The following is a 22077-nucleotide window of genomic DNA, read 5'->3' as shown; positions in this document are numbered from 1 at the left end:
TTCACGGATGTAGGCGTCACGACCTATCAGTCACCCAGCGAGCGTGAGGCGCCAACCGAGATGTGCGAGCGCGCACTCACCATCCCTGATCTATACAGTGAGATCAATGACAGCGCAACGATATTCGGCGTGTAGGAACGAGGCGATCAGCTGATTTCGCAGATGAGAGCGCGGGTGGGTGCAGCGACCAATGGCGTGCAGGCCCACGGCCCGAGGCCGATGTGGCGTATGCAGCCACCAAAACGCCACCCATCGCCGGTTGCTGCGGAGCCCTTGGCGTCATCACCGATGCCGTCGGAGCGGATAACGCCTTCGAGGACGGCAGGCAGTACTGGCCGGAGATCTCCAGATCAACTTCCTCGAACCAATCCCGTTGCCAGGCAATTGACCGCGGTGCGGGAGCGTCGCTGGATCATCCTGCCAGGCACCGCGATGGATCCTTCCGTGCGCGATGTCGGTGCGATCGAGACGATCGCTTCCGGACTGCTCAGGCTGGGAGTGGTTGGCGGATGAAACAGTCGCCCACACCACGGCATCAATGATGGTGGACGACTGACGGCGATCGCCTCGGCCTGCGCACCGCGGGCCGGCGACCGGAACGAGTGACTCACTCCCTGTGGCAGCTGAACGATCTTCATCTGGTCGGTTATGGCGTCGATCAAGGCAAACCGTTCGGGACGTTCGAACTCGGCGCCCTCGTCGATGAACATTTCGGCCAGCGACACCCGGGGGTCGTCATGGCCCAGCGTGGTACCGATGCTCCCGTACGTCCGCGACGCGGCCGGCGATGCCGGATCCCGAAATATATTCGGGTAGTGCAATATTCATGTAGTCGAATACCGCAACCTGTGGCCGGTCGCGCGCTCAATCAATCCCTGTCGAATGGTGTTTTCAATCACACAACCGGAATGACACCTAGGACGACCTAGGCCCCAAGCCGGTCCGAGATCCGGTACCTGATGCCGATTCTGCGAATGGCTGCACCCGCATCTATCAGGTCTCATAGTCGTTTCGACATGGCTCACCAGCCACCGTTCGCACCCACTGAAGCATGCAAACTGTTGCATGCCAACAGTTTTCATCTGTCGACGAATCGCAACGGGGACCCAAAAGAAACTGAAGATCTGCTGTGAATTCTTTGTGCGTGCTGTTACGTTCGCACCGCTGGGGGGCCAAGTGCTGTACCAAACTCGAAGCGAGGAAACCACGCAAATGTCTGAGTATTCCAAGGATGTGGTCGATGCGAGGGTGGCAAGTCGAGCGGGTCGCAGGTGGCCGGTCATGCCATTCATGCTGGGTGGAGTCGCCATGGCCGGAACCGCTGCCATCTTGCTGGCTCAGCCCGGTTCCGACCAGACCGAGCTGCTGTCGCTGAACGAGCGCACCGCCGCGTCCTATTCCATTGCCTATACCCTGACGTCCGGAGAAGAGCCGCTGGCGGACGGCACGACCCAGCTCGTCGGAAGCAGCTGGCAGTCACCGTTGTTGTTCCCACAACTGGCAGAGAGCAACAGCGGAAAAGCCGGTGACGCATCACTGTTCAGCGCCTCGGCAACGAGTATCCCGTCCGGGATGGGCTTGGTCACGTTCGATTCGTCCGCGTTGGTGAACTCGGTGTTGAACATGGACGCCAGCCAAACCTTCGGCATGGTGGGCAAGGGTGGCTGGCTGATCGGCAACGGCCTCGACGGAACAGCTGCCTACATCACTGCCGACGGCACCGTCGTTGCGGCCACGTCCGGCGGCAACGGCGGCCTGTTCGGTGGCAACGGCGGCAGCGGCGGCAACGGCCTCGATGCCGGCTACTACGTCAAGAACGCAGAAACCGGACAATGGCAGCCAAACCAGCACGATCACGATCACGATGGGGCGACATTCTTCGCCGCTTCCAACGGCGCCGATGGCGGCAACGCCCAGTTCGGAATCGGGGACGGCGGGGACGGCGGGTTCGGTGGAATCGGCGCCAGCAGCGATGACGACCCTGACGCGCACGTCGTCGGCGGCGCCGGCGGTGACGGCGGCAACAGCGGATTCCTGTCCGGTACCGGCGGAGACGGTGGCCATGGTGGATGGGCCGTGAGCGCACTCGGCATGGTCAACGGCGGCGCCGGCGGGACAGGCGGCAACGCCGGTCTGTTCGGAAACGCCGGGTTCGGCGGGTTCGGCGGCAGTGCGGCAACGGGCGGTAGCACCGTCGTAGTCGATGGCGAACAGGTGACCGTCCAAGCGGTCGGCGGCAGAGGAGGCGACGGAGGCAGCGCTGTCATCGGCAACGCCGGGGACGGCGGCCTCGGCGGCGTCGCCGACATCGTTCACAGCCATGACCACGAGCACGACCACGTTTCCGCCGCTGATCATGACCATGACCACGACCACGAGCACTCCACTGGCGCGTCCGCGACCAGTGGCGACGGCGGCAACGGCGGAGGGACCGTAATCGGCAACGCGGGCAACGGCGGCCATGCGGGAGGTGCGTATCAGGGCGAGATCGACGGCTCCGGAGTACCCGGCGCCGTCGGCGTCGGACTGACCACCGGTGGCAAGGGTGGAGACGGCGGCGCTTCCTGGTACGGCGACGGTGGTTCCGGCGGCAACGGCAGTGGCGCGGCTTCCTACCACGGTGACGCCGTCGCCGGACACGGCGGCAAGGGCGGAGACTCGCCCATTCACGGGGCCGGCGGAATCGGCGGAGACGGAGGAGCTGCCGAGGCACCGGAGGGGCACGCCACCGGCGGGACCGGCGGTCCAGGGGGCCACGGTCTGATCACCAGCTTCGGCGGCGAAGGAGGTGCCGGCGGAACCGCTTTGGGCATCGACGGGCAGCACTCCACACCCGGCGCACCGGGCACGCACGGTCGCGATGGCGTGTTCCCGCACAGCCACGATCACGACCATGATCACGGCGGTGGCGACGACCACGACCACGACCACTCCAGCGCAGCTGCCGGTTCCACCAGCGGGTCCGAAAGCAAGAAGGCCACCAGCACCACCAGCCGGCCCGAACGCAAGAAGCCCGCCAGCAGCGCCATCAGCGCAAGCGGACCCAAGAAAGTAGCCGGAGCTACCAGCGCAAGCGAACCCAAGAAGGCTGACAGTGCAAGCAGCAAGTCCGAACGCAAGAAGGCTGCCAGCAGCTCCAAATACTGATTCCAAAGCTGTTGTGAGGTACTAGTTTTTCCAGCGCGGGCGTCGGCCTCTCCCCGGTCGGCGCCCGCGTGCACTCGTGCACCCCGGAATCGAGATTACAGTCCCGCGTATCTAGCCGTGGAAGAGAGCCGTACGACAATTATGAATGAATCAGACGTCAAGGACGAGGGAACCGAGGTCTCGACGCAGCCCGAGCCCGCGACCGCACAACTCCCGAAACGAATCAACATCGCTGTGGTGGCCTTGATCCTGGCTGCCGGAGCTTTGGCCTTGTCCGCGTGGACCGTATTTCGACCCACGGCTTCCGAAGCGGCCGGACCGCCGGCAGCCGATGACGCAACGAGCACCGCAGCCAAGCAGAAGGCCTGTTCCGCCTTTTCAACGGTGCGTCGTGGAGTCTCGCTCAACACCAATGCCAGCGCGCCGGGTGGCCCCAATGACGTTGCCGGAGGTTTGGCGGTTGCGGCCAACGCCCGCCTGGCGCTCTTCGGAGGTGGCGAGTACCTGATGTCCCAGATCGACACGGCCGTGCCTTCCGAACTTCGTGAGCCAGCCACCGAATTCGCCGAAACCCTGATGGATATCGGTGCGATCGCGATCTCAGGAGTTCCGACGACTGAACCAGCGCAGGCTGACCGGTTGCGCTCCGCGGAACGCCTCAGCTCGGTCATTGCCGAAAAGTGTGGTGGTCAGTAGACCAGCTGCGACAGAATCACATTGGCTCTGCGGCGATCACGTAGTCGTGCCCATGGCGAATCCCGTCATGGGCCTCGGCAAACTGCAATGCCCGAGCCCGGAGATCTTCGACGTAGCTTCGCATGCTCGCGGCAACCTCTTTGGAAGCAAAGCGTTGCAGCCGAGCCAGACACATATCGAGCTGGCCGTTGACAAATCGGGCCCGATAGCGGATCGGGAACTGGCGCGCCTCCTGCATCCGGAACCCGGACTGTCCGAGTTTGCGCATGATCCAGTCCATCGGATACTCGCGGTAGGGCCGCTCACCGGCCAGCAGCAAGCATGCGTCGCGCACCCTGCCGATCTCCCAAATAATCCTTCCACCTTCGGTTTCCGGCTCATGTGGTACATAAGGCTCGAGTCCGATGAGGTACAGCCGACCGTTATCCCTCACCAGGGGACGCAAGCGCTCGAACACACGGTCTTGCCAGTACGGTGCGAACCCTTCGACCGCGCCGACCAGATAGTCGACCAGGATGGTGTCGAAGCCCTCCCCGGTCAACAGACTGTCATTTACCCAGTTTCCGACCAACAGCCGATCCTGTTGCCGCGGAGGTGAATGCAATGCACCGCGAATATTGTCCGCCATACTGTGCGACGCAGTCACCGCGGTCCAGCGTTCGGTGGGCAGCGTCAGGATCCACTCCAAAGACTTCACCCCGGTACCGGCGTCGAGCAGACTGCCCCACGGGCGCTCACCGTGTAGTTCTTCGATGTAGCGGAAAAGTGAGGAAACTTCGATCGCATTGGTCACAGCTGCACTCCAGTGGTCTACTTCAGATGGTCCAGCAGCGCACCGTCGGAGCCGAAATATTCGGTTCGCCAACGGTCGAGCAGTTCGTTGTGGTCGATGTGGTCAGGGTGGAAATCCATGACGTAATACTGCCGTATCTGAGGCGCGATCCCGTCGAACAACGGCCGGCCCGGCAACGCGACAACACTACCCAACGCCCGCTTCGGATGTCGCCACGCCCAGCGGTCGGATCCGATCGAAAGCGCAAGTACCACAGTTCTACTCAAGAACAGCAGCAGCACAGTGGTCATGGCGGCACGACGCATCCGCTCGGTGCCCCCGACGTACCGATACACATCGAAGGCAACCGCCTTGTGTTCCATCTCTTCTATCGCGTGCCAGTTGAGCATGGCGCGAACCTCCGGGTCGGTCAGCTGCTGCTGCACCCACGGCGTGCTCAAGACCTGGGCGCCGAGCACCGCGGTCAGATGCTCCACCGCCGCCGTGCTGGCCAACGCAAATCTGGCCAGCACATCCGGCAATCGATCACACTGGCGCTCAAACTGTTTCACCAACTTGGCGCCGAGGCGGTCGATGCCGCCGGTGGCCCAGTAGCCCATCCTGATGAGCTCGGCGTTCAGCGATCGATGCTGCAAACCATGTGTCATCTCCTGCCCGATGAATCCGGCAACTTGTTTGGCCAGCCGAGGATCGTCGATCCGTTCCCGATAGCGGCGCACGGAATGGATGAAAAACTCTTCCCCCGAAGGGAAGAAACCGGACAGGAGCGCCACCAGATGACTCATCGCGATGTCATCGGCGACAAAGTGGCGGCGCGACAGTTGCGCCTGGTCGAACTTGAACGCGATCCGCCGCACTGACACCGAACTGGCCGGTCGCCGCCCGCCCGACGGCACGTTGTGCATGTGTACCCCTCGCAGCTACAGGCCGAGCTTCAACGAGGCGCCCGCATCGACGAAGAGTTGTTGACCGGTGACATAACGCGACTCGTCCGATGCCAGGTACACCACGGCGTGGGAGATGTCGGCGGGTTCGATGTAAGGAATTGGCATCGCCTGCATGAACGGAAAGGTGACTTCGGCGTCCTCACGAGTCGGCTGGGGCAAGTCCGGCCGGAACGTCTGATACATCGACGGGTTCTGCAACATGTCCGTGTCGACATTGGTCGGATGCACCGCATTGATTCGGATCTGCTGCGGTCCCAATGTGAGCGCCAACGACCGGGTGTAGTCCCGAATCATCTTCTTCGCCAGGCCGTACCCATCGCCACCCGGACCCTGCAGGCCGCCCTGTCCATTGACACCGCCTGCTTGCGGCACCAGGCCGGCAACCGAACCGGTGACAACGATGGACCCGAACGCATTCAGATGCGCAAGCGCGACATGGACGGCGTTGACCACTCCGATGAAATCCACATCGAACGCGTCTACGAAACCTTGGACGGGAACATCGTTGCCCAGCGGGCAGATTCCGGCGTTGGCGACGACGATGTGCAGTCCGCCGAGTTCAGCTACGGCATCGTCGACGACTCTTTTCAAACCGATCCGGTCGCGCACGTCGACTTGTGCGGCGACGACGCGGCGGCCGGCCTTCTCGACCAGCCTGGCCGTCTCATCGAGATCCTCCCGAGTGGCCAATGGGTACCGGTTGCTGGAGATGTCTTCGCCGATGTCGATCACGATGATGTCGGCGCCCTCGTCGGCCATATGGATCGCGTGGCTGCGCCCCTGGCCTCGAGCTCCACCGGTCACGATTGCGACCTTGCCCGTCAGTCGGCCCATGATTCTCCTAACAAGCGCTAATTGAAAATGATTTTCGACAAGCTGCGGGTAGCACTGTAGCGTGAACACGGCTAGTTGAAAATGATTGTCAACAAGGTCCCCGGCGCAATCCACGTGGAAGGCCCCCGATGCCCAACCGGCTCTACACCCGCGAACCATTCACCGTCGCCCTTTGTGCGCAGTGCTCGGCAGAGCCGCAATTCTTGTTGCAGCAACTCAGTGGCGTCATCCGCCAATGCCCGCATGGCATTCTGGTCACCACCCAGTGCCTGCTGGGCAGACTCACCTGTGCGACAGCAGGTTCCGATCGCGGTGCGGTTCTCGCACTGCAACCCTGCTCGAAACACCGCGCGCCCACAGGAGCCGTGATCTGGATCGGTCCCGTCGATACCGAGGCGGACGCACAAGATGCCTGCGACTGGATCGCAGCCGGCCGATGGGATCGCGAAAATCTACCCGGACGGCTACGCGCCGACCTGAACCTCGCCAGGATCAGTTCTCGGAACTGAGCCCTGGTCCAGCTCATACCGGATGAGGCGCGCGCTGTTGGCCACCACAGCGACCGATGAGGCGTTGTGCAGGACCGCGGCGAGAACCGGGGACAGTGCACCGCCGGCACCGACTATCAAGCCGATTGCGTTCACGGCGATGGACATCGCGTAGTTCTGCTGGATCACATCCACCGCGCGCCCGCCCAACGCCCGCACATCGAGCAGTCGGCGCAGATCGTCACTGGCAAGTGCGACATCAGCAGTTTCCACTGCCACATCGGTGCCGCCGAGCCCCATAGCGATACCGATGTCGGCCGCCGCGAGCGCAGGTGCATCGTTGACTCCGTCACCGATGACGGCCACGGTGTTGCCCTCGGCATGCAGTTCAAGTACGACTGCCAGCTTGTCCTCTGGCATGACCTCGGCCCGCCACTCTGTGATGCCGAGTTCGTCGGCGACGGCCGCAGCGGCGTCCGGATGATCACCGGTCAACATGACCATGCGCCGCACCCCGGCCGCTCTGAGCGCTCTGAGCACCCCGGCGGCCTCCGGTCTGATCTCGTCGCGCAGGCTGATCAAACCGACCAGCTTGCCGTCCACCGCGAGCAGCAGCGGCGTCTCAGCGCGCTTGCGCAGCTTGTCCACCCACTCCGAGGCCCGCTTGGTCACCCGCACCTTCTCCTGACGGAGCAACGAGGGACTGCCGAGCAGAAGAGTTCGACCGTCAGCTCGGGTCCGCATCCCCAGCCCGACGAGCACCTCGCACTCCTCGTGCGGCGGTATCTCTATGTGACGTTCCTGAGTCGAACGGATCACCGCTTCGGCCAGTGGGTGGCGAGAATGGATCTCCGAGCTGGCAGCGTAGGCCAGGACCTGTTCCGGCTCCCAATCCTTGGGGAAGGCAACAATATTGGTGACGACAGGACGGCCAACAGTGAGGGTACCGGTCTTGTCGAATACGACTGCGTCCACACGACCGGCCTGTTCCAGGTGGGATCCGCCTTTGATCAGGATGCCGCGCCGGGCACCGTTGCCGATCGCCGCGCTGATCGCGGTCGGCGTCGACAATCCCACCGCACACGGGCAGGCGACCAACAACATGGTCATCGCCCGACGTACATCCCTGGTCACGACCAACGTTGCCGCCGACAACAGGAACGACGCAGGCACGAACCGTCGCGAGAAATTCTCGCCGATCGTCTGGATGGGGGCGCGGTCCTGTTGCGCCTCTTCCACCCGGCTGATGATCCGGCCGATCGTCGTATGACTCCCGACCGCCTCGGCCGTGACCACCAATCTTCCGCGCACCACGACCGAGCCGGCGTAGACCTTGCTACCGAGGCCGGCAACCACCGGAAGATTCTCACCGGTGATCGCCGATTGGTCGATGATCGCCTCTCCATCGCTGACCACACCGTCAACGGCGATGGCTACCTGCTCGTGGACCACCACCTGGTCGCCGACCCGCACGGTGTCGACAGCGACCTCGACCTCGGTTCCGTCGGCCAGCTTCAGCCACACCGTGTCCTGGGTGCCTTGCAGCAGATTGGCGATCGCCCGTCGGGTGCGCCGCAACGTGAGGTCCTGCAGGTACTCACCGATGTTGAGCAGCCACAGCACAGTCAGGGCCACCACGTTCTCGCGGAGTACCAGACTGGCCACCGTGGCTGCCGACACGAGCACGTCGGTGCCGGCAGAGCGGTTCCCGGCCAGCGTCCGCAGTGCACCGCGCAAGAAGGGGTAGCCGGTGACTATCGTCGCCCCGGTGGCGAAGGTGCGACTGGTAGGTCCGAGCAGCGGGGGTCGGGTAAAGGCGTACCGCCGAATCCCGAGCAGTGCCAACGCGATTGCGCCGATGACCATCCGGACGACGTCGGCGTTGTGGATGTCGGCAGATCGGGGGGTGCGGACGGGAACCAGGTGGCGGGCCACGTCGGCGGCAGCGGTGATGGCTGCCAACACCGCTGCGCGGTCACAGCGCTTGGGCGAATACCAAACCACGACCGATGCGGTACGCGGATAGGCATGCACCGCTCGAACACCAGGCACCTGGTCGACGGCGTCCTCGATGGCTACCGCACGCACGGCATCCCCGCGAAACCACGGCGCCTGCACGCGCATTCGGCCCGCAGCGTCGGAGACTACCGATCCGGTTTCCACGAGGCTCAGTGATCGTGGTTGTGTCCGCCATCGGCGACCGCCGGAGGCTGCACTTCCTCGCCGATCCGTTCCCGTGCCTCGGCCATCACATCTGCGACCTTCAACCGGGCGCTCTCGGCACCTTCCTCGGCTTTGCGCGCACCCCGAAGCGCCCAGGATGTCGTCGTCACCGCAGCTTCCCGTACCGGAGCCTTTGCGACCGCTTTGCGTAGCCCCTCGTAGGCCGCCACCCCGACAGCGCCGGTGATGACCGTCGTCGCCGCCTTTGCCAACACGCCATGCCACACCATCTGGCCATGTTATCCCCTGCTTCCACCGCTAGCGCGGGTAACAAATTTTCCGGCGGACGGTCGGTGCACAGCCGCACGCTCAGAGATAGCTGGCATCATGGCGGCGTGGCCACGAGCGAAGCGGTAACCCGGTGGCGGCCGACCTCGATGCAGATGCTGGTTGTCGGCATCATTGCGCTGGCGCTGGCCGGCGACGCGATGCACTCCTTCGTTCTGGACATGCCAGACGTCGGCACTGCCGCCACGGTGTTCTGCGGGGTCTTCGTGCAAGCGCTGCCTTTTCTGGCCCTCGGAGTGGTGATCAGCGGACTGCTCGCGGTATTCGTCACACCGGCCCGACTGGCCCGCTGGCTGCCCAGGCGCACCAGCACCGCGATCCTGGCGGCTGGTATCGGAGGTGCGGCACTACCCGGCTGTGAATGCGGTTCGGTTCCAGTGGCGCGCAGGTTGTTTGGTGAGGGGCCCCGAAACGACACCGTGGGTGCGGCCGCGTTGACCTTCATGCTCGCTGCCCCGGCGATCAACCCGGTTGTGCTCGTCGCCACGGCGGTCGCCTTCCCTGGCCACCCGCAGATGGTCGCCGCACGGTGTGCCGCGTCGCTGCTCACCGCGCTCATCATGGGTGCGGCGTGGGCCCGGTTCGGCCGGCCGGACTGGATCACCCGGCGACTGCCGGACCCGACGCAGTCCGAGGGCTCGCGGTGGGCGGTGTTCACCGAGGCGGCTCGGCACGACTTCTTGTCCGCGAGCTCGTATCTGGTGATCGGGGCGGCCGCCGCGGCTGCCTTGCGCGTGCTCGTGCCCAGCTGGGTGTATGACCATCTGGCCGGCCAACTCGTGCTCGGGGTGCTCACCATGGCCATCCTCGCCGTCGTGTTGTCGCTGTGCTCGGAGGCCGACGCGTTCGTCGCCGCCAGCCTGAGCATGCTTCCGCTGCTGCCCCGGCTTGTGTTCTTGGTCGTCGGTCCCGCCGTCGATCTCAAACTCTTCGCGATGCAGGCCGGAATGTTCGGCCGGGCGTTCGCGATCCGTTTCTCCCCTGCCACATTTGTGGTCGCCACCCTCGCGGCCACCGGTGTCGGATTGCTCGTCCTGGGGCCACAGTGAGCCGGGAGACCGAGAACACATTGCTGCTCCTGATCGGGATCAGCACCGCGATCATCGCCATCACCGGAACATTCACCCGCTACGTCAAACCGGCACTCCTGCCCTATCTGATCGCCACCGCGGTGCTGCTCGTCGTGCTCGCTTTGGCGGCGATCGTGCGGGATATCCGCCGAGGTGGCGACCACGACCATCACGCCGATGCGCATGACCACAAACACCGGGCCGGGATCGGATGGCTGCTGCTGATCCCCATCGCGTTGCTGGGCTTTGTCGTGCCACCCGCCATCCGGCCCGACGCCGCCTCGGTCACCCAGGTATCCACCGACGTGCTGCGCCATCCGTTTCCGCCGCTACCCGATGGCCGGGCACCCGAGGTCTCACTGCCCGATGTGCTGGTCCGCGTCGCCCAGGACAGCGCCGGGACCCTCGACAACCGAACGATCACCCTCACCGGATTCACGATGCGCGACGGTGACCGCACGGATCTGGCGCGGGTGTTGATCGTCTGTTGCGCCGCCGACGCTCAACTCGCCCGCATCCACCTTTCCGGGCCGGCCGCCGCCCAGCTGGCCGGCTATCCGGACAACACCTGGATCAAGGTGGAGGGCACGATCCCTGCGGGGCAGAGTAATTCGAGCCGCAGCACCATCCCGACGATGACCGCCCACAGCGTCGTGCGAACCGATCCACCTGAGCGTCCCTACGCCTAGCCCCGCGGCCTCGTCAGTGCACAGTCGCTACAGTTGGATCTGCCGGGCACCCGGTAATACAGACAACAGCTGCGCCGGCGGAAGGTGAGGCCGCTCAGGGTCCCCGTCCCGGCCAGTTCAGCTGTCGCCAATAAGGATTCGGTGACCTCGACGACGTCGCCACGTATTTCAGGCCGAGCCCTGGCCAGATCGGCCGCTGCCGCGGTCAGCGCAGCCGCAGCGTTGCCGTAGAGAAGGCGAGGCGCCATCTTGACCCGCAGGCCCGCCGCCAGGGGTTCAAGGTGGTCGGTGACCACAGCACGATACAACTGCCCGGCCAGCGGACGATCGGGATCCACCGGAATTCCCAGCGGTTCCGAAAGTCTCAGATCTGTCCCGGCGTCGCGACGTTGCAGCGCAGTCAGATCCGGGATGACACCGTGTCCCAGCGCGGTCGCCAGTACGGGTGACCACAGCCGCGACGCGTGGCTGAACTGCACGAGGGAGGCGCCGATACGCAGATCCGACGTCTGGTTTCGGTTGGCAGTAGCGACGACCAGTTCGGCACAGCCGTCGTCGTAGCAGCGCTTTACCGGGATCCAACCATCCGGATCCCCACCCACGGTGATCGCGAAAAACCCACCATATGACGCGGTCTCGGACAGCGCGGCATCAATGTTCACCGCGCCGCCCACCTCGGCAGCACCGTGAGCCGTGGGACACCGTGTTCCGGATCGTGTGTGATGCGGGCGTCGACCTCGTACACATCGGCCAGCAGGCCGACGGTCAGTACCTCGGCGGGAGTGCCGACGGCGACCAGCCGCCCCCTGTTGAGCACGCAGATCCGATCGCAGTACGCCGCAGCGAGATTCAGATCGTGCAGCGCGGCGATCACGGTCGCACCGGTCTTCCGCAGCACGTGCAGGGCCTCGTGCTGGTGGCGCAGATCGAGATGGTTGGTGGGCTCGTCGAGCACGATCACGTCGGTGCGCTGGGCGAGCGCGCGGGCGATGAGCACGCGTTGCTTCTGCCCGCCCGACAGCCGACCGTAGCCGGCCCCGCTCAGTTCCGCGATGTCCAGTGCCGACAATGCCGCGCCGATGATCTCGCGGTCCTCGGCGTTGTCCGCCTCGAAGGATCGCTTGTACGGGGTGCGGCCCATCGCCACCACGTCGAACACGGTGAGCTCGAAATCGCCGGTGGCTTCCTGCAATACCGCCGCGACCCGGCGTGCGGCCTGCTTGCCCGGCAGCTTCCACACATCTGTGCCGTCGACCAGAACCCGTCCGGCGCTCGGCCGCTGCGCCCGGTACAACGTGCGCAGCAGCGTGGTCTTGCCCGCGCCGTTGGGTCCCACGACGGCCAGCATCTCACCCGGGGCGACCGACAACGACACGTCGGCGATCAACGGTGTACCGCGCACCGTCACCGAGACCGCCTCGAAGGTCACTGCCGCCGTCACGTCACGGCCTTCCGCCGCATCAGCCACAGGAAGAACGGCCCGCCTGCGAGCGCGGTCAGAATGCCCACCGGCAGTTCCTCCGGCGCGGCCACGGTGCGGGCCACGATGTCGCACAGCACCAGGAACGCCGCGCCCAATAGGGCCGCGGCCGGTAGCGCCAGGCGGTGGTCGGCGCCGACCAGCAGGCGCACCACGTGCGGCATGATCAGCCCGACGAACCCGATGGTGCCGCTGACCGCGACCATGGCCCCGACCATGAGCGCCACGACGACGAACATCCCGGCCCGGAACCGGTGTACGTCGAGACCGAGCGAGGCGGCCGCTTCCTCGCCGGTATAGAGCAGGTTCAGCGATCGGGTGAAGGCCAGCAGCACCACGATGCCGACCAGTACCGCCGCGGCCGGCACCCAGACCATGCGCCAGGTGGCACCGCCCAGGCCGCCGAGCATCCACCGCACCGCCGCCTGGGTCTTGTGCGGATCGTCAGAGGTGACGATGAGCAGACTGGCGATTGCGGACAGGACTTCGGCCACGGCCACGCCGGCCAGGATCAACCGCGCTGTCGTCATCCGGCCGCCCGAGCGGGCCAGGAAGTACACCGCGACGAGGGCGAGGAAGGCTCCGAGGAAGGCCGCCAGCGGCACCGTGAACACCTGCAGCGCACCGGCGCCGAACACCAGGATCACCACGGCACCGACCGATGCTCCCGAGGAAACCCCGAGCAGCATCGGATCGGCGAGCGGATTGCGCACCACGGCCTGCAGGGCCATCCCGCACGCCGCCAGGCCGGCACCGACCACCGCGCCCAGAACTACCCTGGGCAGCCGGGCGTCGAGCACGATGGATTCCCGCACCGCGGGCCAACTCTGCTCGACCAGGCCCGGGTGAATCGAGTGCAACACGATGGCCCACACCTGCCCGGGCGCGATGGACACCGAGCCGATCGCGACACCGGCGGTCATCGTCGTCAGCAGCAGCACGGCCAGTGCGGCAAGGGTCAGCCGGTAGGGCATCAACTGAACCGGTCGGGGTGCAGCTGGCGGGCCAGGGCGTCCACCGCCCGGCCGACCCGTACGCCGACCACCACCGACGACAGCGGCAACACCGCGAACCGCTTCTCGGCGATTGCCGGAACATGCTGCAGCAGAGGATGTTCGGTGAGGAACCGTTTCTTGTCCTCGACCGGCTGGTCACCGTAGTCGTAGATCACGATCACCTCGGGTGCACGCTCGGCGAACTGCTCGAAGGATACATCGCCCCATACCTTGGGAACGTCGGCGAACACGTTGACGCCGCCGGCGGCCTCGATCATCAGATTTCCGATGCCCTTGCCGCCCGAGGTGAACACCGTCGCCTCACCGCTGTCGTAGACGGCGACCCGCACCGGCCGGACTCCGCGCAGCGTCTGATCGGTCTGTGCCAGCTCGTGACGGAGCGTCTCGATCTGCCGCTCGGCCCGGTCACGGACACCGAATATCGTTCCGATGTTGCGTATTTCGTCGTCCACCGCGGACATGGTGACGGGCCCGGACCGGCAGTCCTCGATGTTGAGGTAGGTGTGGACCCCGGCATCGGTCAGCCGTTGCCTGCCGCGGCCCTCCTTCTCGTCGAACGCGCTGTCCCAGCCGCCGTAGACGAAATCGGGTTCGACGGCCAGCAGCGACTCGTACGACGGGTATTCCTTGGCCAGGACGGGAACGCTGTCGTAGGCAGCCTGATATTCGGGCAGGATCCGGTCGTCGAGGTAGGACGTGCCGACCATCGAACGCTCCAGGCCCAGCGCCAGCAGCGTCTCGATCGCATGCTGATTGAGCGCGACCGCACGGGCCGGGGGCCGGTCATAGATGGTGCTGACGCCGCAGTTGTCCACGGTGACCGGGAATCCCGGTGCGGCGCCGTTCTCGGCGGGAGGCGCAGCGGTCGAGGCACACCCCGAGACCAGCAGCGCCGACGCCAGTCCGGCGATCAGCCAACGAGCAGCCATGGGCGTACCCATCCTCTCCGGGGAGATCCGCCCCAGTACGTGCGAGGTGGCGACTGCGGTGTGTATCTGGCTTTACAGTGGCGGGACCGCGCCGGATTCACACCGGCTTCCACGATCCGCAGTCGCCCTAACGCCGTCGATCGTAGGTCAGGTGCCGACCACCGGCAGCAGGGCCATCTCCCTGGCGTTCTTGATCGCCGTGGCGACCTGACGCTGTTGCTGCGGGGTGAGCCCGGTGACGCGCCGGGACCGGATCTTGCCCCGCTCACTGATGAAGGTGCGCAGCAGGTGGACGTCCTTGTAGTCGACCTCGGTCACGCCGAGGGCTTTGAGCTGGTTGCGCCGTGGCTTCTTCAGGTCCGGTGCCGGCGGGCGTTTCTTGGTGTTCTTCCGGGATTTCGCCGCCATCACCAGCTCGACTTCCGCACGCCCGGCAGTTCACCGCGGTGCGCCATCTCGCGGACCCGGACCCGCGACAGCCCGAACTTGCGCAGATGCCCGCGCGGGCGGCCGTCGACCGCGTCGCGATTGCGCAACCGGACCGGGCTGGAATCCCGAGGCAGCCGTTGCAGCGCAGAGACCGCCGCGGCCCTCTGCTCACGGGTGCTGGCCGGATTGCGGATGGCCTCTTTCAGTTCGGCCCGCCGTTCCGCGTAGCGCTCGACGAGAGCCCGGCGCTGCTCGTTCTTGACGATCTTGGATCGCTTGGCCATCAGCGCTCCTCGCGGAATTCGACGTGACGGCGGATGACCGGGTCGTACTTGCGCAGCACGATCCGATCGGGGTCGTTGCGGCGGTTCTTGCGGGTGACGTAGGTGTAGCCGGTCCCGGCGGTCGATTTCAGCTTCACGATCGGCCGGATATCGGTGCTGGCCATCAGATCTTCTCCCCTGCGCTACGTAGCCGGGCCACAACGGCCTCGATGCCGTCGCGGTCGATCACCTTGATTCCCTTGGCGCTGACCCGAAGTCGGATCCGGCGCCCCTCGGATGGCAGGTAGTAGGTCTTGTTCTGGATGTTGGGGTTCCAGCGGCGCCGACTGCGCTTGTGCGAGTGCGACACCGTGTTGCCGAAGCCGGGCGATCGCCCGGTCACCTGGCAATGGGCCGACATTGAATCTCCTTCGTCGTGGGGTAACGTAGCTTAAGCATAACGATAATCATTTTCAATAACCGAGGGAGGTCGGGTGCGAACCCCCGTTGTGCTGGTCGCGGGCCAGGGCGATACCGACAGCGTCGCCGAACAGTTGAGCCGTCAACCCGGAACCGTGCTGGTCCGGCATACCTACGACGGTCAAGTCGTGCTGCGGACCGTCGGCAACCACGTCGAGACATCCGAGTGGCCTTTGGAACTGGCTCACGGCTGTGTCTCCTGCACCGTGCGCGACGACCTGCTGATCCTGCTGCGTCGGCTGCACCGGCGCAGCGATGTGAACCGCATAGTCGTTCAGCTGATGGGATGGCACGAACCCGAACCGGTGTGCTGGGCCATCGACAACATCAGCGTTCACGTCGGACCCGGCTACATCGACGGACCGGCCTCACGCGACGTCGCCATCGAGGCCGTTGTGACCTGTGTCGACACTCTGTCGTGGCTACATGAGGCGGTCGGCGAGGACGAACTGGACGACGGGCGCACCGTCGCGCAGGTGGTGGTCGGCCAAGCCGAGTTCGCGGATGTACTGGTGTTGACCGAGCCCGAGTCCACCACGCTGGCGGTACTGCGCCGGCTGACGCCCCGGGCCCGCATCACCGTCGGCCCTGACCGCGTCGAGATGGCCCTGGCCCATCTGGAGCCCGACAGCCGACGTGGTCGCACCGCGTCACCGCACGATGCCCTACTGGCCGGTCAACCCCCGTTGGATAGCGACGGCGAGGTCGCCATCCTCGAATTCACCGCCCGGCGACCATTCCATCCACAACGTCTGCACGCCGCCATCGACCTGCTGCTCGACGGAGTGGTACGCACCCGCGGTCGGGCCTGGCTGGCCAACCGCCCCAACGATGTGATGTGGGTGGAATCCGCCGGCGGTGGAATGCATTTCAGCAACGCCGGCAGGTGGTTGGCAGCCATGGATGCCAGCGAGCGCGCCTATGCGGATCCAGAGCGATTGGCCATGGCGGCCATCGACTGGGACGACCGATTCGGAGACCGCCACGTTTCGCTGACGGTTCTCGTCTGTGGGGCACGCTCCGACGAGATCGTCGACGCAATGGGCGGCGCGCTGCTCACCGATGACGAACTCAGCCGGCCCGGCGATTGGGCCGACTACCCGGATCCCTTCGGCGATTGGCACGAGGACCCGTGTGAAGAAACCACAACCGACGAGGCCGCCAATCCCGGCCGACGAGAAGGAGGACACGCATGAAACCCGATATCCACCCCGACTATCACCCGGTGGTGTTCCAGGACGCCGCGACCGGCACGAAATTCCTCACCCGGTCGACGGCGACCAGTGACCGCACCATCGAGTGGCCGACCGCCGACGGCACCCGGACCTACCCGCTGATCGTCGTCGACGTCACCAGCGATTCCCATCCGTTCTGGACCGGCACTGCACGGCACCTCGACTCGGCCGGTCAGGTGGAGAAGTTCCGGCGGCGTTACGGCCAGCGCTAGCCATAGGGTGGGGTCATGCGGCTCAAGCCCGGCAGACCCGACCTGGCCCCCTATGCGCGGTATTTCGACGCGCCGCCGGTCACACCGCAATCCCCGGTCAGCGTCACCTGGGCCGGGGTCAGCACCCTGCTGGTGAACGACGGCACCTCGGCAGTGCTCACCGACGGGTTCTTCTCCCGGCCGGCGCTGCCGAGTGTCGTCCTGGGCAAGCTCACGCCGTCACTGCCCCGCATCGACGGCAGCCTGGCCCGCCTCGGCGTCGACAAGCTGGAAGCGGTACTGCCGGTACACAGCCACTTCGACCACGCCATGGATTCGGCCGTCGTGTCCGAGCGCACCGGCGCCCGGCTGGTGGGCGGCACCTCGACCGCGCAGGTCGGCGTCGGGGGCGGCCTGGCGCCGGACCGGATCGTCACGGTCACGCCGGGCCAAGCCGTCACCCTCGGTGCGTATGACGTGACGCTCTTCGAGTCCGAGCACTGCCCGCCGGACCGATTCCCCGGCATCATCACCGAACCGGTCGTCCCGCCGGTCAAGGTGGCGGCCTACAAGTGCGGAGAAGCCTGGTCGACCCTGGTGCATCATCGGCCCAGCGACCGCCGGCTGTTGATCGTCGGCAGCGCCGGGGCCGTGCCTGGCGCCCTGGCGGGGCAGCATGCCGAGGTCGTCTACCTCGGGATCGGCCAGCTGGGGCTGCAGTCCGAGCAGTATTTCGAGACCTATTGGGACGAAACGGTGCGCGCAGTCGGGGCAAGGCGCGTGGTGCTGATCCACTGGGACGATTTCTTCCGGCCGCTGCACAAGCCGCTGCGCGCGCTGCCGTACGCGGGCGATGACCTCGATGTGTCGATGCGGGTGCTGACCCGGCTGGCCGAACGGGACGGAGTGCGCCTGCACCTACCCACGGTGTGGGAAGGCTCCGACCCCTGGATCAGCTGAGCCGCTGATACGCCGGCGGCAGCGGCAGGCCCAGAGCTGCCAGCACGCCACGCAGCCGCGTCGGGTAATCCGTGATGAGGCCGTCGACCCCGGCCGCGATCAGTGCCCGCATGGCCGCCGGATCGTTGACGGTCCACGGAGTCACCTTGAGGCCCAGCGCATGTGCCCGCTTCACGAACCCTCGGTCGACCAGCTGATACTGCGGTGACAGGACAGTGGCGCCCACTGACATGGCGCCGGCGATCGGATCGGCCTCCGCGGCCGGGTCGACACCACCGAGCCACCCAGAGCCGGGCAGCCACGTGGTGTCGTCCCACAGCGCCACCCGCGGCACCGACGGCTCGGCCCGCCGCACCAACGGCAGTGTGCGCCAGTCGAAGCTCTGGATGTCGACCTTGCCGATCTTGCCTGCCGCGCGCACCGCGTCCAGGATCACGTCGACGAATTCCTCCGGCGTTGCCGATGTCTCAGGCTTGTCCGCCTCGATCTTCGTCTCGATGTTGAACCGCACGTCGGCGCGGTAGGCGTCGGTCAGCTCGAACACCTCGGGCAGGGTGGCGATCTTGTTGCCGCGCACCACCTCAGCGTCGGGAAATCCGCTGAGCAGCTTGCCGCAGTCCAGGGTGCGGATCTGCGCGAGGGTGAGATCGTGCACCAGCTTCCCGACGTACGGATACATCGGGTCTCCGGGGACCGCCGGGCCGGTGTCGGCGCACTTGGTCTCGTCGATCCGAGGGTCGTGCCACACCAGAGGTTGTCTGTCCTTCGTCAGGACGATGTCGAGCTCGAGTGTGCTCACCCCCAGCTCCAACGACTTCGCGAAGGCCCGCAGCGATTCCTCGGTCGTCTCGCCACGTCCGCCGCGGTGCGACTGCAGGTCGAATCCGGCGGGCGCCGCGACGGCCGGCGGGACAGACTGGAACGCGGCAGCCAGAGCGAACAACAGGACCATCGAAACAGCCGGACGCATGGTCGCCAACGCTATCGAGCAAGCCGGGTACGGTCAGGTCCGCGTGGCCCGGCCATGCGAATCGTCACCGGATGTTCGACTGGCCGAAAGGATCCACGCGTTGATTCTGGCCCTGTGGCTGCTGGCCGTCGTGCTGGTGTTCGCGCTGGCGCGGCCCGAGGGCTGGCCCGAGGCCGTCGTGGCGATACCGGCTGCCGGGCTGTTGATCGCGTTCGGCGTGATGTCGACGGACGACGCGCTCGCCGAGGTCCAGAGGCTGCTGCCGGTGGTCGGATTCCTGGCGGCCGTGCTGGTGCTGGCGCATCTGTGCGACGACGAGGGACTGTTTCACGCCGCGGGCACGCTCATGGCCCGGGCGAGCAGGGGTGATTCCCGGCGGCTACTGACCCGGGTGTTCCTGATCGGGGCGACGACGACTGCCGTGCTGAGCCTGGACGCGACGGTGGTGCTGCTGACTCCGGTGGTGCTGGCCACCGCCCGCACACTGGCGATACCGCCGCGGCCGCACGCCTACGCCAGCGCACATCTGGCCAACTCCGCGTCGCTGCTGTTTCCGGTGTCGAATCTGACCAACCTGTTGGCCTTCGCCGTGGCCGGGCTGTCCTTCACCCAGTTCACCTCGGTGATGGCGCTGCCGTGGCTGGCCGCGATCGGCGCCGAGTTCGTGGTACTGCGTTGGCTTTTCCGCCACGAGCTGAGCCGCCCGGCTGCCGAGGTGACGCCCCCGCCGCCCGAGGTTCCGGTGTTCGTCCTCGTGGTGCTGGGTTTGACGCTGACGGGTTTCGTCGCCACCTCGGTGTTCGACGTGTCGCCGGCATGGGCGGCACTGGCCGGGGCGGTGGTACTCGGCGTGCGCAGCCTGGCCCAGCGCCGCAGCACGATCGGCGGAATCGTGCGCGCTGTCAATGTGCCGTTCCTGGCGTTCGTGCTCTGCCTCGGTGTCGTGGTGGACGCGGTCGTGGCCAACGGTCTCGGCGACGCCATGCGTGGACTGCTCCCGGTGGGCGATTCGTTGCCCGCGTTGCTGGGCCTGGCTGCGGTTGCGGCAGTGCTGGCCAACCTGGTCAACAACCTGCCCGCGGTGCTGGTCCTGCTTCCTCTCGTGATGGCGTCCGGACCGGCTGCGGTGCTGGCCGTGCTGATCGGGGTCAACATCGGCCCGAACCTCACCTACGTCGGCTCCCTGTCGAATTTGCTGTGGCGCAACGTTGTTCACCGCGAAGGGCTGCCGGCCCGGTTCACCGAGTTCAGCCGGGTGGGGCTGGCGACGGTGCCGCTCACCCTGGTGGCCAGTGTGCTGGCACTCTGGGTGGGCCTGCGGGTCTTCGGCGTCTAGGCGACACCGTTAACTTCCCGGTGCCACGCCGTTCGCATTGAACCGGTAGCACGGCAGGGGTGAGCGACAACGCGACAGTCAGCAGGCGGACGTTGCTTTTGGTGGGCGGCACCACCGCGATTCTGGGGGCCGGTGCCGGGGTCGCCGTCGACGGTCTGGTCCGATCGTCCGGGCCCGACCTGTGGCAGCGCGAAGACCGCAGCGACGCACCCCGGGTCAGCGGTCTGCACCTGCAGTTCGGTGCCGACGCCTCGTCCGAGGTGGTGGTGTCGTGGCACACCGTCACCCGGGTCGGCAACCCGCGGGTCATGTTCGGTACGCCGAACGACGGCTTCGGCGAGACCGTCGCCGCCGACACCGTCACCTACCGCGACGGGCAATCGAACGCCGAGATCCGGGTGCACCACGCCCGGCTGACCGGCCTGCTGCCCGACACCGACTACGTCTACGCCGCGGTACACGACGGCGCGAGCCCCGAGCTGGGGACCGCGCGGACGGCGCCGCGGGGCCGGGCCCACCTGCGGTTCACCAGTTTCGGCGATCAGTCCACGCCGACGCTGGACGCGATGGTGGCCGACGCGTTCGGGAGCGACAATCGGGGTTCGCCTGCCGCGGGCGACATCACGACCGCAGTCGAGAACGCCCGACCGCTGTTCAACCTGGTCAACGGAGACCTCTGTTACGCCAACCTGTCCGGCGACCGGATCAGAACCTGGTCGGACTGGTTCGAGAACAACTCCCGCTCGGCGCGGCACCGGCCCTGGATGCCCGCGGCAGGCAACCACGAGAACGAGCTGGGCAACGGCCCCATCGGCTACGCCGCATATCAAACCTATTTCGCCCTCCCCGATTCCGGAGCGGACGCCGAGCTGCGCGGCATGTGGTACGCGTTCACCGCGGGCGCCGTCCGGGTGATCAGCCTCAACAACGACGACGTGTGCTACCAGGACGGTGGGAACTCCTACGTCAACGGCTATTCCGGTGGCGCCCAGAAACGTTGGCTGGAACGTGAACTGGAGCAGACGAGCGCGGACGACAGCATCGACTGGATCGTGGTGTGCATGCACCAGACAGCGGTGTCGACCGCCGACCGCACAAACGGCGCGGACCTCGGGATCCGGGAGAACTGGTTGCCGCTGTTCGACCGGTACGGCGTGGACCTGGTGGTGTGCGGACACGAGCACCACTACGAGCGTTCGCATCCGATCCGCGGCGTGCAGCCCACCGACACTCTCACCCCGATCCCGGTCGACGGCAACGGGGATTCCATCGACACCACCAGGGGCACAGTGCATCTGGTGATCGGCGGGGGCGGCACCTCGATTCCGTCGAACCGGATGTTCTTCCCCGAGCCGCGCTGCCGCGTGCTGACCGGGGTCGGGGCGCTCGACCCGGTGCTGGGCAAGCGCACACCGCGTTACGTCACCGAAGCTGCGCCGTGGTCGGTGTTCCGCGACCGCGACCACGCCTACGGTTTCGTGATGTTCGACGTCGATCCGGGATCACCTGGCGGCGAAACATCCATCGAAGCAACCTATTTCGCGGTCGACGGACCGTTCGGCCAGACCACGCCGGTGGATCGCTTCACGCTGCGCAAGCCGCGACGGGCCTGA

At 66.1% G+C, this 22077-nt stretch carries 24 protein-coding genes, 1 pseudogene and 1 riboswitch; of the genes and pseudogenes, 10 read left to right on the top strand and 15 right to left on the bottom strand.

Annotation, left to right across the window (positions count from 1 at the left end):
• Positions 1 to 350: 350 nt before the first annotated feature.
• The gene (locus tag ACNQR1_RS05805) at positions 351 to 725 is read right to left on the bottom strand and encodes a hypothetical protein (protein WP_418044644.1); all 375 of its coding nucleotides are present in this window, start codon (positions 723 to 725) and stop codon (positions 351 to 353) included.
• A gap of 556 nt (positions 726 to 1281) precedes the next feature.
• Between ACNQR1_RS05805 and ACNQR1_RS05800 the strand changes: the two genes are divergently transcribed.
• Both ACNQR1_RS05800 and ACNQR1_RS05795 read left to right on the top strand, forming a co-directional pair.
• Positions 1282 to 3147, top strand: coding sequence for a hypothetical protein (locus ACNQR1_RS05800; protein ID WP_418044643.1), 1866 nt, complete (start codon positions 1282 to 1284; stop codon positions 3145 to 3147).
• Between the two features lie 141 nt (positions 3148 to 3288).
• The gene (locus ACNQR1_RS05795) at positions 3289 to 3843 is read left to right on the top strand and encodes a hypothetical protein (protein WP_418044642.1); all 555 of its coding nucleotides are present in this window, start codon (positions 3289 to 3291) and stop codon (positions 3841 to 3843) included.
• A 16-nt stretch (positions 3844 to 3859) separates the two neighbouring features.
• Here ACNQR1_RS05795 and ACNQR1_RS05790 read toward each other — a convergent pair.
• The 3 genes and pseudogenes from ACNQR1_RS05790 to ACNQR1_RS05780 all read right to left on the bottom strand — a co-directional run.
• Positions 3860 to 4618, bottom strand: a pseudogene (locus tag ACNQR1_RS05790) (class I SAM-dependent methyltransferase); the annotation flags it as partial.
• 35 nt (positions 4619 to 4653) lie between these two features.
• Positions 4654 to 5541, bottom strand: coding sequence for a metal-dependent hydrolase (locus ACNQR1_RS05785; RefSeq protein WP_418044641.1), 888 nt, complete (start codon positions 5539 to 5541; stop codon positions 4654 to 4656).
• A gap of 15 nt (positions 5542 to 5556) precedes the next feature.
• Positions 5557 to 6417 carry a mycofactocin-coupled SDR family oxidoreductase gene (locus ACNQR1_RS05780; RefSeq protein ID WP_418044640.1) on the bottom strand — a complete coding sequence of 287 codons (861 nt, stop codon included), beginning with the start codon at positions 6415 to 6417 and terminating at the stop codon, positions 5557 to 5559.
• 128 nt (positions 6418 to 6545) lie between these two features.
• On the opposite strand from ACNQR1_RS05780, the gene ACNQR1_RS05775 reads away from it, so the two are divergent.
• The gene (locus ACNQR1_RS05775; protein WP_418044639.1) at positions 6546 to 6926 is read left to right on the top strand and encodes a hypothetical protein; all 381 of its coding nucleotides are present in this window, start codon (positions 6546 to 6548) and stop codon (positions 6924 to 6926) included.
• Here ACNQR1_RS05775 and ACNQR1_RS05770 read toward each other — a convergent pair.
• Entirely contained in the window at positions 6882 to 9029 is a 2148-nt protein-coding gene (locus tag ACNQR1_RS05770) for a heavy metal translocating P-type ATPase (RefSeq protein ID WP_418044638.1), read from the bottom strand. The two genes, ACNQR1_RS05775 and ACNQR1_RS05770, sit on opposite strands and share 45 nt — an antisense overlap.
• Positions 9030 to 9073: 44 nt before the next feature.
• Positions 9074 to 9358 (bottom strand): DUF1490 family protein, encoded by a 285-nt coding sequence (locus ACNQR1_RS05765; RefSeq protein WP_070943901.1) that lies wholly within the window; start codon positions 9356 to 9358, stop codon positions 9074 to 9076.
• Between the two features lie 147 nt (positions 9359 to 9505).
• Between ACNQR1_RS05765 and ACNQR1_RS05760 the strand changes: the two genes are divergently transcribed.
• Both ACNQR1_RS05760 and ACNQR1_RS05755 read left to right on the top strand, forming a co-directional pair.
• Positions 9506 to 10465, top strand: a complete 960-nt coding sequence (locus ACNQR1_RS05760) for a permease (protein ID WP_418050286.1) — start codon at positions 9506 to 9508, stop codon at positions 10463 to 10465.
• The gene (locus tag ACNQR1_RS05755; RefSeq protein WP_418044637.1) at positions 10462 to 11175 is read left to right on the top strand and encodes a TIGR03943 family putative permease subunit; all 714 of its coding nucleotides are present in this window, start codon (positions 10462 to 10464) and stop codon (positions 11173 to 11175) included. The genes ACNQR1_RS05760 and ACNQR1_RS05755 overlap by 4 nt, the downstream gene beginning before the upstream one ends.
• Here the strand turns inward: ACNQR1_RS05755 and ACNQR1_RS05750 are convergent.
• The 8 genes from ACNQR1_RS05750 to rpmB all read right to left on the bottom strand — a co-directional run bounded on the left by ACNQR1_RS05750 (position 11172) and on the right by rpmB (position 15713).
• On the bottom strand, positions 11172 to 11837 hold the full coding sequence (locus ACNQR1_RS05750) for a (2Fe-2S)-binding protein (RefSeq protein WP_418044636.1): 666 nt from the start codon (positions 11835 to 11837) through the stop codon (positions 11172 to 11174). The genes ACNQR1_RS05755 and ACNQR1_RS05750 overlap by 4 nt on opposite strands.
• The gene (locus ACNQR1_RS05745) at positions 11834 to 12616 is read right to left on the bottom strand and encodes an ABC transporter ATP-binding protein (RefSeq protein WP_418044635.1); all 783 of its coding nucleotides are present in this window, start codon (positions 12614 to 12616) and stop codon (positions 11834 to 11836) included. Before ACNQR1_RS05745 ends, ACNQR1_RS05750 begins: the two co-directional genes overlap by 4 nt.
• Positions 12613 to 13629 carry a FecCD family ABC transporter permease gene (locus ACNQR1_RS05740; RefSeq protein WP_418044634.1) on the bottom strand — a complete coding sequence of 339 codons (1017 nt, stop codon included), beginning with the start codon at positions 13627 to 13629 and terminating at the stop codon, positions 12613 to 12615. The genes ACNQR1_RS05745 and ACNQR1_RS05740 overlap by 4 nt, the downstream gene beginning before the upstream one ends.
• Positions 13629 to 14600, bottom strand: coding sequence for an ABC transporter substrate-binding protein (locus tag ACNQR1_RS05735; RefSeq protein ID WP_418044633.1), 972 nt, complete (start codon positions 14598 to 14600; stop codon positions 13629 to 13631). The genes ACNQR1_RS05740 and ACNQR1_RS05735 overlap by 1 nt, the downstream gene beginning before the upstream one ends.
• 39 nt (positions 14601 to 14639) lie before the next feature.
• Positions 14640 to 14753: riboswitch (cobalamin riboswitch) on the bottom strand.
• Positions 14748 to 15008, bottom strand: a complete 261-nt coding sequence (rpsR, locus tag ACNQR1_RS05730) for a 30S ribosomal protein S18 (RefSeq protein ID WP_418044632.1) — start codon at positions 15006 to 15008, stop codon at positions 14748 to 14750. (Overlaps the previous riboswitch by 6 nt.)
• Positions 15008 to 15313 carry a 30S ribosomal protein S14 gene (gene rpsN, locus ACNQR1_RS05725; RefSeq protein WP_418044631.1) on the bottom strand — a complete coding sequence of 102 codons (306 nt, stop codon included), beginning with the start codon at positions 15311 to 15313 and terminating at the stop codon, positions 15008 to 15010. The genes rpsR and rpsN overlap by 1 nt, the downstream gene beginning before the upstream one ends.
• Positions 15313 to 15477 (bottom strand): 50S ribosomal protein L33, encoded by a 165-nt coding sequence (rpmG, locus tag ACNQR1_RS05720; protein WP_036442423.1) that lies wholly within the window; start codon positions 15475 to 15477, stop codon positions 15313 to 15315. Before rpmG ends, rpsN begins: the two co-directional genes overlap by 1 nt.
• Complete coding sequence (rpmB, locus tag ACNQR1_RS05715) at positions 15477 to 15713, bottom strand: 50S ribosomal protein L28 (protein WP_019343886.1); 237 nt, start codon at positions 15711 to 15713, stop codon at positions 15477 to 15479. The genes rpmG and rpmB overlap by 1 nt, the downstream gene beginning before the upstream one ends.
• 73 nt (positions 15714 to 15786) lie before the next feature.
• On the opposite strand from rpmB, the gene mrf reads away from it, so the two are divergent.
• From mrf to ACNQR1_RS05700, 3 genes are read left to right on the top strand one after another with little or no spacing between them, the layout of a single operon-like run.
• Positions 15787 to 16968, top strand: coding sequence for a ribosome hibernation factor-recruiting GTPase MRF (gene mrf / locus ACNQR1_RS05710; protein WP_418044630.1), 1182 nt, complete (start codon positions 15787 to 15789; stop codon positions 16966 to 16968).
• Complete coding sequence (locus ACNQR1_RS05705) at positions 16965 to 17219, top strand: type B 50S ribosomal protein L31 (RefSeq protein WP_418044629.1); 255 nt, start codon at positions 16965 to 16967, stop codon at positions 17217 to 17219. The genes mrf and ACNQR1_RS05705 overlap by 4 nt, the downstream gene beginning before the upstream one ends.
• A 15-nt stretch (positions 17220 to 17234) precedes the next feature.
• On the top strand, positions 17235 to 18158 hold the full coding sequence (locus ACNQR1_RS05700; protein ID WP_418044628.1) for an MBL fold metallo-hydrolase: 924 nt from the start codon (positions 17235 to 17237) through the stop codon (positions 18156 to 18158).
• Here the strand turns inward: ACNQR1_RS05700 and ACNQR1_RS05695 are convergent.
• Positions 18151 to 19128, bottom strand: coding sequence for a glycerophosphodiester phosphodiesterase (locus ACNQR1_RS05695; RefSeq protein WP_418044627.1), 978 nt, complete (start codon positions 19126 to 19128; stop codon positions 18151 to 18153). The genes ACNQR1_RS05700 and ACNQR1_RS05695 overlap by 8 nt on opposite strands.
• A 100-nt stretch (positions 19129 to 19228) precedes the next feature.
• On the opposite strand from ACNQR1_RS05695, the gene ACNQR1_RS05690 reads away from it, so the two are divergent.
• Both ACNQR1_RS05690 and ACNQR1_RS05685 read left to right on the top strand, forming a co-directional pair.
• A complete protein-coding gene (locus ACNQR1_RS05690; RefSeq protein WP_418050285.1) occupies positions 19229 to 20464 on the top strand; it encodes an SLC13 family permease in 1236 nt (411 codons plus the stop codon).
• Between the two features lie 59 nt (positions 20465 to 20523).
• Entirely contained in the window at positions 20524 to 22077 is a 1554-nt protein-coding gene (locus ACNQR1_RS05685) for a purple acid phosphatase family protein (protein ID WP_418044626.1), read from the top strand.

Origin of the sequence: Mycobacterium sp. 48b (assembly GCF_048282725.1) — a bacterium.
GTDB lineage: Bacteria > Actinomycetota > Actinomycetes > Mycobacteriales > Mycobacteriaceae > Mycobacterium.
The sequence above is the reverse complement of the archived record's forward strand: the minus strand, read 5'-3'. Positions and strand labels throughout refer to the sequence as shown.